Raw genomic sequence first — 14657 nt, forward strand, 5'->3', positions numbered from 1 at the left:
AGGTCAAATTGAGTATAGGAAAAGTAACGGCCTATTAGGCCGCCTGCTCCATCTCGATCTCGGCGTCCATGATCGCCCGGTAGGCCGCCGCATCCGGCTCGCAAATCCCTGCCCTACCCTTGAGACAGTAAGCCGCCTCCAGCTTCCGGAACGCAGTGCGGGTGGTGAAATCCATGCGGACGACAGCCGCTTCAAGGCGGATTAGGAGGACATACACCTCGGCCTCGTCCCTGCGCGCCGCCGCCGCATGCAGTCGATAGACATTCAGCTGGGGGATATCCTCCGGCAGCTCCCGCAACCTCCGCTGCGCGGCCTCATGATTCCGCCGGCTTAGATCCATCAGCACCAGCCCGCGCCGGAAGGCCGCTTGCCAGGCCAGCGCACTCGCCGCCTCCAGACCGCGCTTAAAGGCATCTAGCGCATCGTCCCAACGCCCCAACTCCAGCAAGATCATGCCACGCAAATGGAGGTCATACAGATCCTGAGCGGTCACGGGTTGCAAAGGATTCGGAAGCAGCTGCAGGGCCTCGGCATGGCGTCGCTGTTTACGGAGCACATTGGCCAAGCCGTGGCGGGCCACCGCGTTGTTGGGCCAGCGTTCCATGTTGGCGCGGTACTGCTGCTCGGCGGCGTCTAACTCGCCACGGGCCTTGAGTACGTCCGCCAGGCCGTTCGCCGCGACTTCGTTGTTGGGCCAGCGTTGGATGTTGGCGCGGTACTGTTGCTCGGCGGCGTCTAACTCGCCACGGGCTTTGACTCCCAGGCCTGCGACTTCGTTGCCAGCGTTATGTTGCGGTACCTCGCGGGTCTAACTCGCCACGGCGGCGCTCGCCGCGACTTCGTCGTTGCCAGCGTTGATGTTGGCGCGGTACTGTTGCTCGGCGGCACTCTGAGGGCAGCGTATGTTGGCGTATTGCCGGCGGCGTCTAACTCGCCACGGGCTTTGAGTACGTCCGCCAAGCCGCTCGCCGCCACGGGGTCCTGTTGGTTGCGTCGGCAGGCATCCCGCTGTAGCTGCTCCGCCCATTCCAACCAGCCGGCATCACGGGCCAACACAGCCGCCTTGCTCAGGGTCTTAGCGACATGGATAGCCGTATCTGGCAAGCCCTGGGCGATCTGATTTTCGATGAGTCCATCCAGGTAACGACGCGCCTGCGCCTGGTCACCGCGCCGCAGGCACTGGTCTACGGTGGCCAGACCGCGGTTGACTGACTCCAGGGCAGCATGACGGTCGATCCCTTTGGTTCTGCCCTTTGCCTGTTCCGGTCCCTTCGGCCAATCCCGGTCGTCGTAAAGGGTCTCGACGGGGGGCTGTGCCTCGGTGGACGGCCAGAGCAGATGCTCGAGGTCTATGATGCGCTGGCGTATTTCCTGGGGTGGATATCCACCCATTTGCGGCGGGGAAAAAGCCAGATCATTCAACAACCCCCGACCGGCCTCTGGGTTGTCGCGGTTCAGGGCCTCGAGGATGGCGCTACGGGTGTCCTCGCCGAACGCCTCCCAGAGCTCCGCAAGTGCCGGCGGGAGCCGTGGCAGATCGGCCAGGGGACGCGGCTCCAGCGCGGGCCAGCGCTCCGCCGCCAGGTCGCGCAGGAGTTCCGGCCAGTCGGACCAAAAGGGTGCAACCAGCTCGACCCAGGTCGTAGGATCGAGTGGGATCGCGTCCGCCATGCGCCGCAGCGCGGTGCGTAGGATAGCTACCCCCTCGACACGCCCCACAACCGTGCCTTCCAGGAGACGCAGCGCTATATCCATCGTCTCCAGATCCAATGGCGGCCCCTGCTCGGATGGCCGCGGCAACCAGAGGATGCCCCGCCAGGCTTCCAGCAGCTCACTACGACGGGCGACATCCCAGGGGGAGTCGGCATCGGGCTGTTTCAACAGGGAGAGCCAATAGTCCTGCAGGCGAGTATCCGTCTGCTGGTTGCACAGGGCGCGACGCAGCTGCCGGGCGCCGCGGCCAGAGCCGGCGGCGAGCAGGGACGGGGCGAACTTGCTGATATGATAGGCGTACAGGGCCTCGAAGAGCTCGGTGTCCTTAGGCAGCCAGGACGCCAACAATAGGAGATTGTAGACAGAGGGCTCGTCCCCCGCCGCCTGCCCTTTCTGTTCCGCGAGCCGCTCCAGCCAGAGCCTGGCCGAATCGGTGCACAACCGACCGACGTGACGGGTCAAATCGGCGTCGTAGGGAGGGAGCTCCAGGGCTTGGATAATCTGCATAGCGGGCTCTTCGCCGCCGCCCAGGGCCGGCAGCTCTCGTCCCCGCAACAGCCGGCGCAAACGCTCCCCATCGCCGGCGCGGGCGATTTCCTGAAGGGTGCGCCTGATGTCGGCGAGTACGAGCTCTGCCGGGGTCATGCCCTGTTCCGGTGTCTCCGTATCCAGTCGCGCACCGGTGCCGTATCGATGCTTTCGTTTAAGCGGCGGCGGTGCAATTCCCGGCGCGACCGGAACCAATCGTTCGACTCATTTTCATTATTGACCTCGACAGGCGGTTGTGCAATCCGCCCGAGACGCCCGATGCAAGTCTCCGCACAGACAGCGCCCTTGAGCGGCGCATGCACCAGCTCGCGGATCAGGGGGCGCCCTGCGGCCAGCGGCATGGTAATCCCATAGCCATAGCCGGGAGGGGATGGAAAATGGAAGCCGTTATCCGCGGTCTCCAAGACGGTAGGCCGGTAGAGGGGCCTGCATCCCGAGAAGAATAACGCCAAGCCAACAACCAGTCGCCCGGCTTTAGGTGGCCCAGTCCCAACCGGACCGCGGCCTCCGTCCAATCCTCCCCTTGGATATGCGCTTCTACCTCGTAGGCAAAGGCGGCCCACCAATGGGGCTCCGTGGGTCCGAGGGTATCGGAGATGAGACCGGCCAGGCGCCGGACCGACTCCTCGCCGGCGCTCCGGACGGAGGCGGCAATGCGATCCACCGTTGCGGCGTCGATTGTCGTGGGCAATGACCGGCCCATGCCGCTCTCGATCTCCAGCTCCAGGTCAGCGGCGTCATATCTACCTGACAAGGCCCGGCGCAGCAAGGTATTGAGCGAGGCCAGGTGCAGAAGGTCGTGATTGGGAGAAATCCGCTCGGCGGGAATCCGGTTACCCAGGTTGGCGTCGGTCAGATAGGCCGGCAGCTCGGATGACCCACTATCCGTACCGACGGGGCGACACAGAAACTGCTCAAAATAATTTCTCCGGGCCTGCCGGAACGACTCGCCGCCGGGATTGGTGATTTTCGGAAAGCCTCCGGGCGCGAGCAGGACGTCCTCGCGGGATGGTTCCACCCGGTGGTCCATACGCCAGTTGGCGGTGACTTGCGGTTCGCCGATGGCAGGACTGCGGTCGAGTTCGGACAGGGCGTCCAACCAGGGGTGGTCGTTACGAGGTCGGTCAAAGAGATAGGAGAGCGCAACAACGCCATCGGTGCCGCCTACAGGTTTCTCCATAGCCCATCATCCCCCACAAGGTCCATGACCCACGCCCACTTCTACGCTCGCTACACTATATCCACGCGGATGAAGACACAAACCACATCGAAGCGAGGCCTAGAGCTTGCCAGGGTGCGGTTCAGTCGGCTAACCCGGGGGGAATCATGAGCCCGCGTAGGGCGGGTGAGAGGCACACTTCGAGGCCGAGTTGGCCCCTGTGATCGGGTGCCTCGTCACCCGCCGTAGGTGGTAGTCGCCAGGTGGCGGGTGGCGGCCATCCCTGGCCTGACCCGCCCTACACGGGCTACCACAGGCAGATATAACCCGACAGGAGATGCAGAGAACCAATCCCTCTGTTTCTCTGTGCCTCTGCGGTTGTTTCCCTCCAAACGCTTCACGTGCAACGGGGAGACACCCGTCGCACGGTCCGACCCCTACCCGCAAATCAGAGAAAGACCCCCTGACAAACCGACAACAGGGAGGCAGGAAAGATGCCCAGCACCAACATCGCCAAGCCATTGACCGACAGGGCGACCCGGGCGCTGGGGCCAGCCGTCAGGGGTTCCTGGATCACCGGCTGGTCGAAGTACATGAGCTTGATGATGCGCAGGTAGTAGAAGGCGCCGATGATGGAGAAGAAGACGCCGATCAGGGCCAGCCACCAGAGGTCGACGCGCACGATGGATTCGAGTACCAGCAGCTTAGCCATGAAACCGACGGTGGGCGGTACCCCGGCCATGGAGAACATGATGAGCGCCATCATGGCCGCGTACCAGGAGTCGCGCTGGTTGAGTCCTTTGAGATCGTCCAGATTCTCGGCGTCGAAGCCCTCTCGGCTGAGAATCAGCAGTAGACCGAAGGCGCCCGCCGCCATGGCGGCATAGACGATGGCATAGAACATGGCCGCGGCATAGCCCTGCTCGCTGCCGGCCAGGAGGCCGAGGAAGATGAAGCCGACGTGGGAGATGGTCGAGTAGGCCAGCATGCGTTTGAGATTGGTCTGGGCAATGGCGATCAGGTTGCCCAGGCCCATGGACAACAAGGCCAAGATGATCAGCATGCCCTGCCAGTCCGGGTGCAGCCCGCCGAGGCCGTCCACCAACAGCCGGATCGCCAGCGCAAAGGCAGCGATCTTGGGAGCGCTGCTCAGGAACAGGGCCACGGGGGTGGGGGCGCCCTGATAGACGTCCGGCACCCACATATGGAAGGGCACGGCACCGAACTTGAAGCCAATGCCTATCACTAAGAAAACAAGCCCGAACACCAAGACCTGGTTCTGGGTCCCCTGCTCCGCCGCGATCCGGGCTACAGTCGCCAGCTCGATGGAGCCGGTGGCCCCGTAGATCATGGACATGCCGTAGAGCAACATGCCCGAGCCGAGCGCCCCGAGCACGAAGTATTTCATGGCCGCCTCAGCGCCGGTGGTGGAGTCGCGGTCGAAGGCGACCATGGCATAGAGGCACAGCGCCAACAGCTCCAGCCCCAGATAGACGACCAGCAGGTTGTTGGCCGAGACCATGATGGACATGCCGAGCACCGCGAACAGGCCCAGGACATAGTATTCGCCCACCCATAGATTACGGTCGCGCAGATAATCCTTGGCGTAGACAAAGGCGAACAGGCTCACGACCAAGATAAGGATCTTGAGTACGTCGCTCATGGCATCGCGCACGTAGCTGCCGTCGAACACGACTTGGCGTTCGCCGCCCCCGACCAGGCCGGTGATGCCGATGGCAATCAGCAGCCCGACGATGGTGATTAGATGGTTGATGCCCTTCTGTTCCTCCTTTAGATACAGATCGACCACCAGCACTGTGCAGGCCAGTACCAGAATAGCGATCTCGGGAAGGATGGGAATCAGGTTGGCGTAATCGAAGGTGAAAGGCATAGGTGTGTTCCGGTAGCTTCTTCGAGACCGAGGTCCGGGGCGTGCGCGCCGTTTATGATGGTCAGGACACGAAGTGCTTCGACGCCATCTCCCAGGACTTGCGTCGGGCTATCTCATTAGCCCTGGCCTTCGGTTTGAGTTTATCGTCAAGCGACTGCTTGAGTCTTAGCACAGACTCTTCGCTGTCGAGGATGTTCGCCTTACGGCTGCCCTCGACGAGATCAAGGGCTAGGACAGCGAGTTTGTTCTCAGTGGTTGTCTTCTTTGTCACATTCGATCTCCTGGAGGTTATTCGTGTAGAGCCTATATGCGCTATGCTCGGAGAGGTCTATTGAGGATATACGACTTGCCAGCGATCCTGAAAGCGAGTCACGATCATTCAGGATCAGGAGGTGAGGGTAATGAATACTCAAGAAAGCGAAGTCGTCAAGGAAGCTCGCGGTAGCGTCGATGACAATTTCCCCCAGTACCTTGCCCTCCGGGTAAAGTGCTCGCGTGGAAAGCTCTGCCACCCAAATGAACTTCGGCATAGGCATAGCAGAGTATAGCAGACCAAGGTCGTTCGGCATCTGTGATCTGCGACGGTTCCGCTTCCAAGAGCGGGAAGAAGTCAGAAACAGGCGTATTACCAAGTCATCCGGCAGTAATCCAGGTGATCGGAGCGTGGATAGCCCAATCTGCTCATCCGAAAGGATCGTCTCAACCATAGAGAACGCGTCTTCGGCGGCGAGATAGATCTTCTCGTACAGCGGGACAATAAAGCCCTTGATATCTCCAAAGGTATAGTCAGTGCCGGCGTTCGTGCTGATCCCAAACTTTTTCGGCACTAACCGGTAAGGGGGAAGATTGTCATCATTTACGATGAGTCCGTTGGAATACTCGTAGCTCCACCCGATCCTATCCGAAGGAAGCGTGATGGTGAAGTCCGACGAGTGGCCGATGCCGGCAATAGCATGACCCGACCCGTCTACCAGCTTCAAGCTGACTATGACAGGAATCCCCGACTCGATATAGGTGTAGAGAAGCCTTTCAAAGTCCACTTGGCGGTTGAGATCCGGCTTATCGTAGAAGCGCGGATGGAAGCCATACCGAGTTAGGATCTCGGTGACCTGTTCCATCGTCAGTCCCCGAGAGGGAACGAGACGACCCCTAGAGAAGTCCATCGTGAGCTGAGTAATCTCATAGGGATGAATCTCGGGGTATTCGGGATACCGCTGTGAGAAATGCCTGAGACAGGACCAGAGAGCAGAGTGGGCGCATATTGTGACGTCCGTGTCCTGGCCCATATACGGAAAACCTTCAACCGCGAGTTCTGCGCCAAGTAGGTTCGCAACGAACTTTGTCGCGATAACGAAGCCAGGAGGCACATTCGCACGCCTGGGGTCGATCAGGGTCCGCCCGATAGAGACAACGCGGTTCGGCTTGACGACGGAGTAGCCAATGAAGGCGTTCGAGAACTTGGCTGGTTCAGACCAGTCGTCAGCCGGGATGGGATCGGAGAAGAAGAGGAGGCAAATCGCACGATCCGGGTAACGCGCAAACTTCTTCGAGTAGAAGTGGCTGTAGGTATCACGATAGTCGGCGTCCACATAGTCATGCTCGATGTAGACCGAGCGCACGAAGCCGTCGAGGAGCTGCTTGAGGCCGTCGAGATCATGCGGCAGGAGAAAATCCCCAGCCAGCGTCTTCACCTCGTCCCAATCAGACGCATCGTCGATCCGGACGAGCTGGATCGGCTTGTTATCACGTACTACCGGCATCCGGTGTGCTCTGTTTCCGAGGAGGCGAAGCCTCGCTAACCACTTCTGGAATCCCGAACCGCATTCAATATGTCTCGGGTGGTTGCCCTAGTCTTGATTCCCGGAACATCGAAGGGTGATTTGTTATTTATTTTTCTCGATTTAAGACAAAATATGGCCCCATCTCCTTTATGAATTTCAACCTCTTCCGATTGCGCGAGCACGAGTATTTCCGAGAGGTTTCGGCGCGCTTCCGAATAAGAAAATATCTTCATTTCAGCTCACTCCAGGACTTCGATGTAGAGATCAGAGGCCACCTGTTTCTCGGGATTCGCAGGATTTCTGATGGTTACAGTGACATGCGTGGTGCCCATCAGTTACCTCGTTTTTTCCACCCCAATACCCTTGAGTCAGCTTGGTGGGATCTGACAAGAGAGAACCACGAATCACGCGAATCCCCGCGAATTGTATTACATTAGAACCACGGATGGACACGGATAAACACGGATTGCGAGTTTATTTTCCAGCTGCCGTAGAATGCTCTCTATTTGAGAGGCTGTCTAAAAACCAACTAACCTGTAGGGTGGGCTGTGCCCACCAAATACTACGCCTGACTGGTGGGCACAGCCCACCCTACGGGTACGGTTCCATAAAAATCAATGGGTTAGTTTTTAGACAGCCTCTGAGAGGATCAGACATGGCATACCGTCATGGACATGGAGCCCGGCAACTAAACGGGGCTATCCGCCCCGTATCCGGACTTTCAGTCCCTAATTTCAACCTACCGGCTTTTAGCCGGTAGTTGTTGAGTCGCGTCCATCCGTGGTTCTTCAGTGCAGTTCGTTCCGGTACAAGTCAAATTAAGAAATGGCATTAGGATTTCTACTACGCTACACTAGTCATCAGAATACGCAAGGGTCTCTATAAATTTTTCAAACTCCTCAGTTGTTCCTCGACCATCACCTTTCCGTTGGACCCAAACCTCTTTTACCCATTCCCTATTCATTGACACCTTCATCACATCTTTGAGAGCATCCCACTCAGGACCTTCTATCATTCCTTTTTCATGCAAATGAAAAAGTTTTGCAAATTCTGCAATTATCATGTAGGCAAGTACATCTTGCTGGGTTAGATCGAAACCCTCAGCAAGCTTAGGGTGCTCTATTAGAACTGAGTTTATCAAGTCAGTGTGACGATATATTGCAGATCCTTTCTCAAGCTCAAGCCACTTCTGAATATCTGAGATGTTCTGACTCATATACCAAGTTTGAAAAGCGATAAAACATACACCCGCTATAACAGCACCAACTTCTGCTAACCGAAGTACCCCATTGTATTTTTCCATTAACTCATTCAACTTATTTAACTTATTCTTTAACTTATTCATACTATCTACCTCACGGATTCAGGAATCATTTTCATTCCACATCCGCTCAGAAGACGGCGGCAACCGTCGGTTCCGCGGCAGCCAAGTAGGTTGGGCAAAGGGCCAGGCTTGTCCTGACAGAGGAAGGAGCTTGGCCCGTGCCCAACATTCGGTGTTTAGTGCTGGGCACACCACCTACCTGTCGGGAGGTTATCCCTCACTGATGGGCACGCTTCGCTTTGTGCATCCTACGAGTTTATGTGATGCGGTTCGCCGCCGTCCCTAGCGGCTTACCGCATCCTACGCCCATCCTACGGGCCTTCGTCGGGTAGCTGGCATTCTCTTCAAAGTCTGATTGTGAGGATCGACAACAATCCCGACGGACTCCAACGCAGTAAGTCCCAAAATTAGGTTCGGATTCGGCGTCACCGAAGATTATCGTACCGCCGACGAGCTCACCCATGAATTCGATATCATACGTAATAAAAAATCCTGTTAATCCTGAAAATCTTGTTAATCCTGTACCATTAGTCAGTGGCATCGATTTTCAGGGGCTACCTGCACCCGCTCAGAAAGCGGCGGCAATATCGCCCGCAACGGTGGGGAGCTTGGATACCGCAATCTGTTGGACCAGGTTCCGGATGGTGGTATCCATGACCTCCACCAGGGGTGCGGGCCAAATGCCGAGCACCAGCACGGCGGCAGCTAGGCTGCCGAGCACGAACAACTCACGGCCGTTGGCATCCTTCAAGGCCGCTACCTGGTCGTTGGCGACCGGACCGAAGATGACGCGCTTGACCATCCACAGAGTATAAGCGGCCCCCAGGATGAGGGTGGTGGCGGCCAGGAAGGCATACCAGAAGTCTGCCTGGAAGCTGGCTAGGATGACCATGAATTCGCCGACGAAGCCGGAGGTCCCGGGCAGGCCCGCATTGGCCATGGCGAAGAAGACCATGAAGGCCCCGAACAGGGGCATGGTGTTCACCACCCCCCCGTAGGCGGAGATCTCACGGGAATGGACCCGGTCGTAGAGTACGCCCACGCACAGGAAGAGCGCCCCGGAGATGAAGCCGTGGGAGACCATCTGCACCATGCCACCGGAGATGCCGAGTACCCCGCTGCCGGTGGCCGTGCCCTTGGCGAGGATGGTGAAGACGATGAAGAAGCCCAGGGTCACGAAGCCCATGTGGGCGATGGAGGAGTAGGCGATGAGCTTTTTCATGTCCTGCTGGACCAGGGCCACGAAGCCGATATAGACGACCGCGATCAAGGACATAACGATGATCAGCCAGTCCAGCGCGGCACTGGCGTCCGGGGCGATGGGCAGGCTGAAGCGCAGGAAGCCGTAGCCGCCGATCTTGAGCATGATAGCCGCCAGGATGACGGAGCCGCCGGTCGGGGCCTCCACATGGGCATCCGGTAGCCAGGTGTGGACGGGCCACATGGGCACCTTGACCGCAAAGGCAAGCAGAAAGGCGATGAAGATCAGGATCTGCTCTGTCATGCCCAATCGTAGACCATGAAAGCTTGGAAGATCGAGCTGGGAAGCGACGATCTCGAAGGTCCCCGCTTGAAAATACATGTAGATCAGGGCGACCAGCATGAAGACCGAGCCGAAAAAGGTGAAGAGAAAGAACTTGATGGTGGCATAGACCCGATTCGGACCGCCCCAGACCCCGATGACGATGAACATCGGGATCAACATCGCCTCCCAGAAGACATAAAAGAGGATGGCATCCAGGGCCGAGAAGACCCCCACCATCAGGCCCTCCATCATCAGGAAGGCGGCCATGTAGTGGGACGGCTTATATTGGATCACCTCCCAGCCGGCGATGACGACGAAGATGGTAACGAAGGTGGTCAGGATGATCAGCGGCATGGAGATGCCGTCGATCCCTAAGTAGTAATAGACATCGAAGGTCTGGATCCAGGGGCTCCGCTCCATGAATTGCATCGCCGCCGTGCTCGCATCGAAGCCGGTCCAGAGCCCCAGGCTGACCAGGAAGGTCACGACCGCAAACCCCAATGCCAGCCACTTAGAAACACCGGGTGCCTTGTCCCCGCTGCCGAGCACGGCGATACCGCCGATGATCGGCAGCCAGATGGTCAGCGAAAGAAGGGGGAATGATTGCATGCTGGTCTGTTCCTTGAAGGATCAGAAGATCACGAAGATCGCCTGCAGGACCACTAGCCCTAAGATCATGGCGATCGCGTAGTTGTACAGGCGGCCGGTCTGGAGCTTACGCACGAGCTGGGCGAAACGGCCGACGGTCCTGGCCGAGCCGTCCACGATCACGCCGTCGATCACCGCACGGTCACCACCGGACCAGAAGGCCCTGCCGATACCCCGGCTGCCGGCGGCGAAGAACGCCTGATAGAACTCGTCGAAGCCGTATTTGCGATCCAGCACCCGGTAGAACCAGGCGACCTTGCCCCGCAGCTTCTCCTCGATCCGCGGGTCCTTGGCGAACCAGTACCAGAACACCATGGCCGCCACCCCGAAGCCGGTCAGGGCCAACCAGAAGGGCGCCCCCGTGAGACCGTGCAGCACAAAGGCCCACTGTCCGTGGTAGTGCTCACCCAGATGGGCGAGGACATCGTGCTCCGGTGCCACCCGGATGGCGCCCTGGAACCAGTCTCCGAACAGGACAGGCTCGATGGTGATCCAGCCGATGAGCACCGAAGGGATCGCCAGCAGTACCAAGGGGACCCAGACCACCGCCGGTGTCTCGTGCAGGTGGTGGCGGGTATGCTCGTCCATGCGCTCTTTGCCGTGGAAGACGATGAAATACAGCCGGAAGCTGTAGAGGGCGGTGATGAAGACGCCGATGGTCAGGAGCACCCAGGCGTAACCCGAGCCCGCCACCTGGGAGGCATGCACCGCCTCGATGATAGCATCCTTGGAAAAGAAGCCCGAAAAGCCGGGAAAACCGATGAGCGCCAGGGTGCCGATCAGGAAGGTGATCCAGGTGTAGGGCATGTACTTGCGGATACCGCCCATGTTGCGGATGTCCTGATCGTGGTGCATGGCGATGATGACCGAGCCCGCCGCCAGGAACAGCAGGGCCTTGAAGAAGGCGTGGGTCATCAGATGGAAGATGCCGGCAGCATAGGCGGAGGCCCCCAGGGCCGCGGTCATGTAGCCAAGCTGGGACAGGGTCGAATAGGCGACCACGCGCTTGATGTCGTTCTGCGCCAGGCCGATCAGGCCCATGAAGAAGGCCGTAGTCGCCCCGATCACCATGACGAAGGAGAGCGCCGTCTCCGAGAGCTCGTAGAGGGGTGACATGCGCGCCACCATGAAGATACCGGCCGTGACCATGGTCGCGGCGTGGATCAGGGCTGAAATCGGGGTCGGACCCTCCATGGAGTCGGGCAGCCACACGTGCAGGGGGACCTGAGCGGACTTACCCATGGCGCCGATGAAGAGCAGCACGCAGATGGTGGTCATCAGGCCCCAGGAGCTATCGCCGAAGATCTGGATCTTGGTGTCCGCCAACTCCGGCGCCTTACCGAATACGGTCAGGTAATCCAAAGACTGGAAGTACATGGCTACCGCGGCGATGCCTAAGATAAAGCCGAAATCCCCGACCCGGTTGACCAAAAAGGCCTTGAGATTGGCGAAGATGGCAGACTCGCGCACCGACCAGAAACCGATCAGCAAATAGGAGACCAGGCCCACTGCCTCCCAGCCGAAGAAGAGCTGGAGGAAGTTATTGGACATCACCAACATCAGCATGGAGAAGGTGAACAGCGAGATATAGCTGAAGAAGCGCTGATAGTTGTTACGGCCGGCCAAGGACTCCTTCGGCCAGTTGTGCTCGTCATCGGCCATGTAGCCAATAGTGTAGATATGCACCATCAGGGAAACGAAGGACACCACGGCCATCATGAGGGCCGTGAGCTTGTCCACCAGAAAACCGATCTGGAAGTCGATGCCGTCCGCAACCATCCAGGTATAGACGGGCTCGTTGAACACCTCCTGGCCGTCGAAGACGAATCGCTTCACCACATAGAAGGACAAGAGGGTGGAGATGCCGACCCCGAGAATAGTGACCCAGTGCGCCCCGGTACGACCGATCCGGCCCCCGAAGAAACCGGCGACAATGGCCCCTACCAGGGGTGCGATTACAATTGTCAGATAAAGGTTAGCCATTTATTTCTCGGCCTTTGTCCGATTGCGGTTTCGTCTGAACGCTCGTCGCAATGTTCTAATAGGACAGGATTAACAAGATTTTCAGGATTAACAGGATTATTTTTTGTGTGTTCTGAACTTTCGCCGCACGCTCACACTTTTTCCAAAATTAATCAGTAGTCCGATGTCGATTCCAGTTGCGACCAAGTAGTTGACCAACTGAATCTCCGCCTCCCTCGGCACTGTCTCAAGAGCCTTGAATTCACAGATGACGGAGTTCTCAATGATCATATCCGCAAAGTATTCCCCAACCGGTTCCCCACGGTACTTCACCTTCAATGGTGCCTGTGTACGAAATGCAATCTTTCGCGATCTAAGCTCGACAGCCATGGCATTCTCATAGACCTTCTCCAAAAAACCAGAGCCAAGCTCATTATGCACCGCATAGGCCGCTCCAATGATCTCCTCTGTCAGTTCCCGTCCAACAAGTCCCACAAAAGTACCCAAATTCCGCTTTTCCCGGTAAGCACTATTACCGACAATGAAAAAATCCTGTTAATCCTGAAAATCCTGTTAATCCTGTACTATTGGACAAAGGCACGAATAGCCTTCTAACTTTCCAGCCAGGATTCCGCTTCTTCCTTTTGGTCTCTGTTAAAAGCCTTGATTTCCATGCCTGGGAATAAAAACCCCTCAAACTCACTGACTTTCTTCAACCATGTCTTGTCAGTCAAAACAGCCGCACGGTCGAATTTTTTCATGAGTTTGAACATTGCGGGGAGACGAGTTTGTTTATCTTTGTCTCTTTAATAATTTTAATATCATATACACCAATCAACAGCAAGCTTTCTTTTAACCATGGAACCAGTGATTGTATGTGTTCCAAATCGTTTATGCGGACATCCAAAACAATAACGGAAATATCATATTCCGATAAATTCTGTTGATATTTGATGTTTTTGTCCGTTGTGATTAACACATCAAATTTATGCTGCGCTTTATCTAAAAGTTCGCCGTTTTTCAGACCGCTCCATCCCATTTGACGCACAGTTTTAACCGTATATTCAGGCAATTCATTTAAAAACCGCCAATTAACGCATTCATCAAGCAACAGTTTTTTTGTCTTTATTGTATTCATAACATAAAGATAAAAATGTTTGTCCGGCTAAAGACAAAACCTTGTTAACCTGCTCATGAGTGACAGACGGGAACCCGTCAAAAAACTCGTCTAATTTATCAATATGGTCGAACAACACTTTAATCGGGACACGGGTGTTTTTGAAGCAAGGTTCCCCGCCCATTCTTTCCAGATCAATACTAACTACATCAAAAAAATCAATCGTTGATTTATCCACTGAATTACCCCTTGTTCTCAAAGTCACCGCACTAGGGACGCCGGTTACCCGGTATCCCCTGCACAAATCCCGGCGTGCAGTTTTCCCGCATCGAGCTCCTCAGTCATACTCATTCGTAGTGCAGAAAAATGAACCTTCACTCGCTCTTTTGATAGACCCCGTTAGCAAAAAATGTCGTTTTTCCTGCACCATTCGGTCCAACGATAATGTAACACTTCATTTGCGATCTTGTTGTTGCGATGGGCTCCTAACGACCAAACCCACCTGCCGGCTAATGCCTTGGGTCAGCCGATGTAGTAACTCGACCGTAACGGACAGCGGATCTAAATCGGTTTTCTAACTCTCCAGCCAAGCTTCCGCTTCTTCCTTCTGGTCTCTGTTAAAGGCCTTGATTTCCAGACCCGGGAATAAAAATCCTTCAAATTCACTTACCTTCTTTATCCATGTCTTGTCAGTCAAGACAGCTGCACGGTCAAATTTTCTCATCAGTTTGAACATCGAGGGGAGACGAGAAAACTCGATTCCAATTGCACCGAATGATGGAAGATAAAACTCGACAATATCATACAGCATCTTGCCGTTTTCTATATTTTCCGACTTGCTAACCAGTTCATCCAAAGCGGTCTTCATTTCATCGGAATTCAATTTCCCACTCAACTCAATATCTAAGCGGTTTATGCCATTTAGAGTCACTTTAAACATGGTTATTCCCCCTATCTAGAGTTTTAGATAGCTAACGCCCCACATCAC

The 14657-nt window shown here is 56.5% G+C and carries 15 protein-coding genes; all 15 read right to left on the reverse strand.

Annotated elements, in window-relative coordinates:
• Positions 1 to 34: 34 nt before the first annotated feature.
• Positions 35 to 763 carry a tetratricopeptide repeat protein gene (locus E1958_RS03940; RefSeq protein ID WP_133510709.1) on the reverse strand — a complete coding sequence of 243 codons (729 nt, stop codon included), beginning with the start codon at positions 761 to 763 and terminating at the stop codon, positions 35 to 37.
• Positions 736 to 2358, reverse strand: coding sequence for a hypothetical protein (locus E1958_RS03945; RefSeq protein WP_133510710.1), 1623 nt, complete (start codon positions 2356 to 2358; stop codon positions 736 to 738). The genes E1958_RS03940 and E1958_RS03945 overlap by 28 nt, the downstream gene beginning before the upstream one ends.
• Positions 2355 to 2603 (reverse strand): hypothetical protein, encoded by a 249-nt coding sequence (locus E1958_RS03950; protein ID WP_133510711.1) that lies wholly within the window; start codon positions 2601 to 2603, stop codon positions 2355 to 2357. Before E1958_RS03950 ends, E1958_RS03945 begins: the two co-directional genes overlap by 4 nt.
• Positions 2576 to 3442: a hypothetical protein gene (locus tag E1958_RS03955; protein ID WP_133510712.1), complete on the reverse strand. Its 867-nt coding sequence runs from the start codon at positions 3440 to 3442 to the stop codon at positions 2576 to 2578. The genes E1958_RS03950 and E1958_RS03955 overlap by 28 nt, the downstream gene beginning before the upstream one ends.
• 427 nt (positions 3443 to 3869) lie before the next feature.
• Positions 3870 to 5312 carry an NADH-quinone oxidoreductase subunit NuoN gene (gene nuoN, locus E1958_RS03960; protein WP_133510713.1) on the reverse strand — a complete coding sequence of 481 codons (1443 nt, stop codon included), beginning with the start codon at positions 5310 to 5312 and terminating at the stop codon, positions 3870 to 3872.
• A 61-nt stretch (positions 5313 to 5373) separates the two neighbouring features.
• Positions 5374 to 5583 carry a hypothetical protein gene (locus tag E1958_RS03965; RefSeq protein WP_133510714.1) on the reverse strand — a complete coding sequence of 70 codons (210 nt, stop codon included), beginning with the start codon at positions 5581 to 5583 and terminating at the stop codon, positions 5374 to 5376.
• Positions 5561 to 7072, reverse strand: coding sequence for a hypothetical protein (locus E1958_RS03970; protein ID WP_133510715.1), 1512 nt, complete (start codon positions 7070 to 7072; stop codon positions 5561 to 5563). Before E1958_RS03970 ends, E1958_RS03965 begins: the two co-directional genes overlap by 23 nt.
• Before the next feature lie 874 nt (positions 7073 to 7946).
• A complete protein-coding gene (locus E1958_RS03980) occupies positions 7947 to 8438 on the reverse strand; it encodes a hypothetical protein (protein WP_133510717.1) in 492 nt (163 codons plus the stop codon).
• Positions 8439 to 8985: 547 nt separating this feature from the next.
• Positions 8986 to 10551 carry an NADH-quinone oxidoreductase subunit M gene (locus E1958_RS03990; protein WP_133510718.1) on the reverse strand — a complete coding sequence of 522 codons (1566 nt, stop codon included), beginning with the start codon at positions 10549 to 10551 and terminating at the stop codon, positions 8986 to 8988.
• Positions 10552 to 10572: 21 nt separating this feature from the next.
• A complete protein-coding gene (gene nuoL / locus E1958_RS03995; RefSeq protein ID WP_133510719.1) occupies positions 10573 to 12573 on the reverse strand; it encodes an NADH-quinone oxidoreductase subunit L in 2001 nt (666 codons plus the stop codon).
• A 96-nt stretch (positions 12574 to 12669) separates the two neighbouring features.
• Complete coding sequence (locus tag E1958_RS04000) at positions 12670 to 13059, reverse strand: GxxExxY protein (RefSeq protein ID WP_207787657.1); 390 nt, start codon at positions 13057 to 13059, stop codon at positions 12670 to 12672.
• Positions 13060 to 13163: 104 nt separating this feature from the next.
• Entirely contained in the window at positions 13164 to 13313 is a 150-nt protein-coding gene (locus tag E1958_RS04005) for a SpoIIAA family protein (RefSeq protein WP_207787658.1), read from the reverse strand.
• A complete protein-coding gene (locus tag E1958_RS04010) occupies positions 13310 to 13663 on the reverse strand; it encodes a hypothetical protein (protein ID WP_133510721.1) in 354 nt (117 codons plus the stop codon). The genes E1958_RS04005 and E1958_RS04010 overlap by 4 nt, the downstream gene beginning before the upstream one ends.
• Positions 13656 to 13907 (reverse strand): DUF433 domain-containing protein, encoded by a 252-nt coding sequence (locus E1958_RS04015; protein WP_207787659.1) that lies wholly within the window; start codon positions 13905 to 13907, stop codon positions 13656 to 13658. Before E1958_RS04015 ends, E1958_RS04010 begins: the two co-directional genes overlap by 8 nt.
• Positions 13908 to 14243: 336 nt before the next feature.
• Complete coding sequence (locus E1958_RS04020) at positions 14244 to 14609, reverse strand: SpoIIAA family protein (protein WP_133510722.1); 366 nt, start codon at positions 14607 to 14609, stop codon at positions 14244 to 14246.
• Between the last annotated feature and the right edge of the window lie 48 nt (positions 14610 to 14657).

Origin of the sequence: Candidatus Thiosymbion oneisti, from assembly GCF_004359955.1 — a bacterium.
In the GTDB taxonomy this organism is placed as follows: domain Bacteria; phylum Pseudomonadota; class Gammaproteobacteria; order Chromatiales; family Chromatiaceae; genus Thiosymbion; species Thiosymbion oneisti.

Bases quoted from the DNA above. Each gene is read 5' to 3' on its own strand.
- E1958_RS03945 (WP_133510710.1), bottom strand. From the start codon at position 2,358: ATGACCCCGGCAGAGCTCGTACTCGCCGACATCAGGCGCACCCTTCAG.
- E1958_RS03950 (WP_133510711.1), bottom strand. From the start codon at position 2,603: ATGCCGCTGGCCGCAGGGCGCCCCCTGATCCGCGAGCTGGTGCATGCG.
- E1958_RS03955 (WP_133510712.1), bottom strand. From the start codon at position 3,442: ATGGAGAAACCTGTAGGCGGCACCGATGGCGTTGTTGCGCTCTCCTAT.
- nuoN (WP_133510713.1), bottom strand. From the start codon at position 5,312: ATGCCTTTCACCTTCGATTACGCCAACCTGATTCCCATCCTTCCCGAG.
- E1958_RS03970 (WP_133510715.1), bottom strand. From the start codon at position 7,072: ATGCCGGTAGTACGTGATAACAAGCCGATCCAGCTCGTCCGGATCGAC.
- E1958_RS03980 (WP_133510717.1), bottom strand. From the start codon at position 8,438: ATGAATAAGTTAAAGAATAAGTTAAATAAGTTGAATGAGTTAATGGAA.
- E1958_RS03990 (WP_133510718.1), bottom strand. From the start codon at position 10,551: ATGCAATCATTCCCCCTTCTTTCGCTGACCATCTGGCTGCCGATCATC.
- nuoL (WP_133510719.1), bottom strand. From the start codon at position 12,573: ATGGCTAACCTTTATCTGACAATTGTAATCGCACCCCTGGTAGGGGCC.
- E1958_RS04005 (WP_207787658.1), bottom strand. From the start codon at position 13,313: ATGAAAAAATTCGACCGTGCGGCTGTTTTGACTGACAAGACATGGTTG.
- E1958_RS04020 (WP_133510722.1), bottom strand. From the start codon at position 14,609: ATGTTTAAAGTGACTCTAAATGGCATAAACCGCTTAGATATTGAGTTG.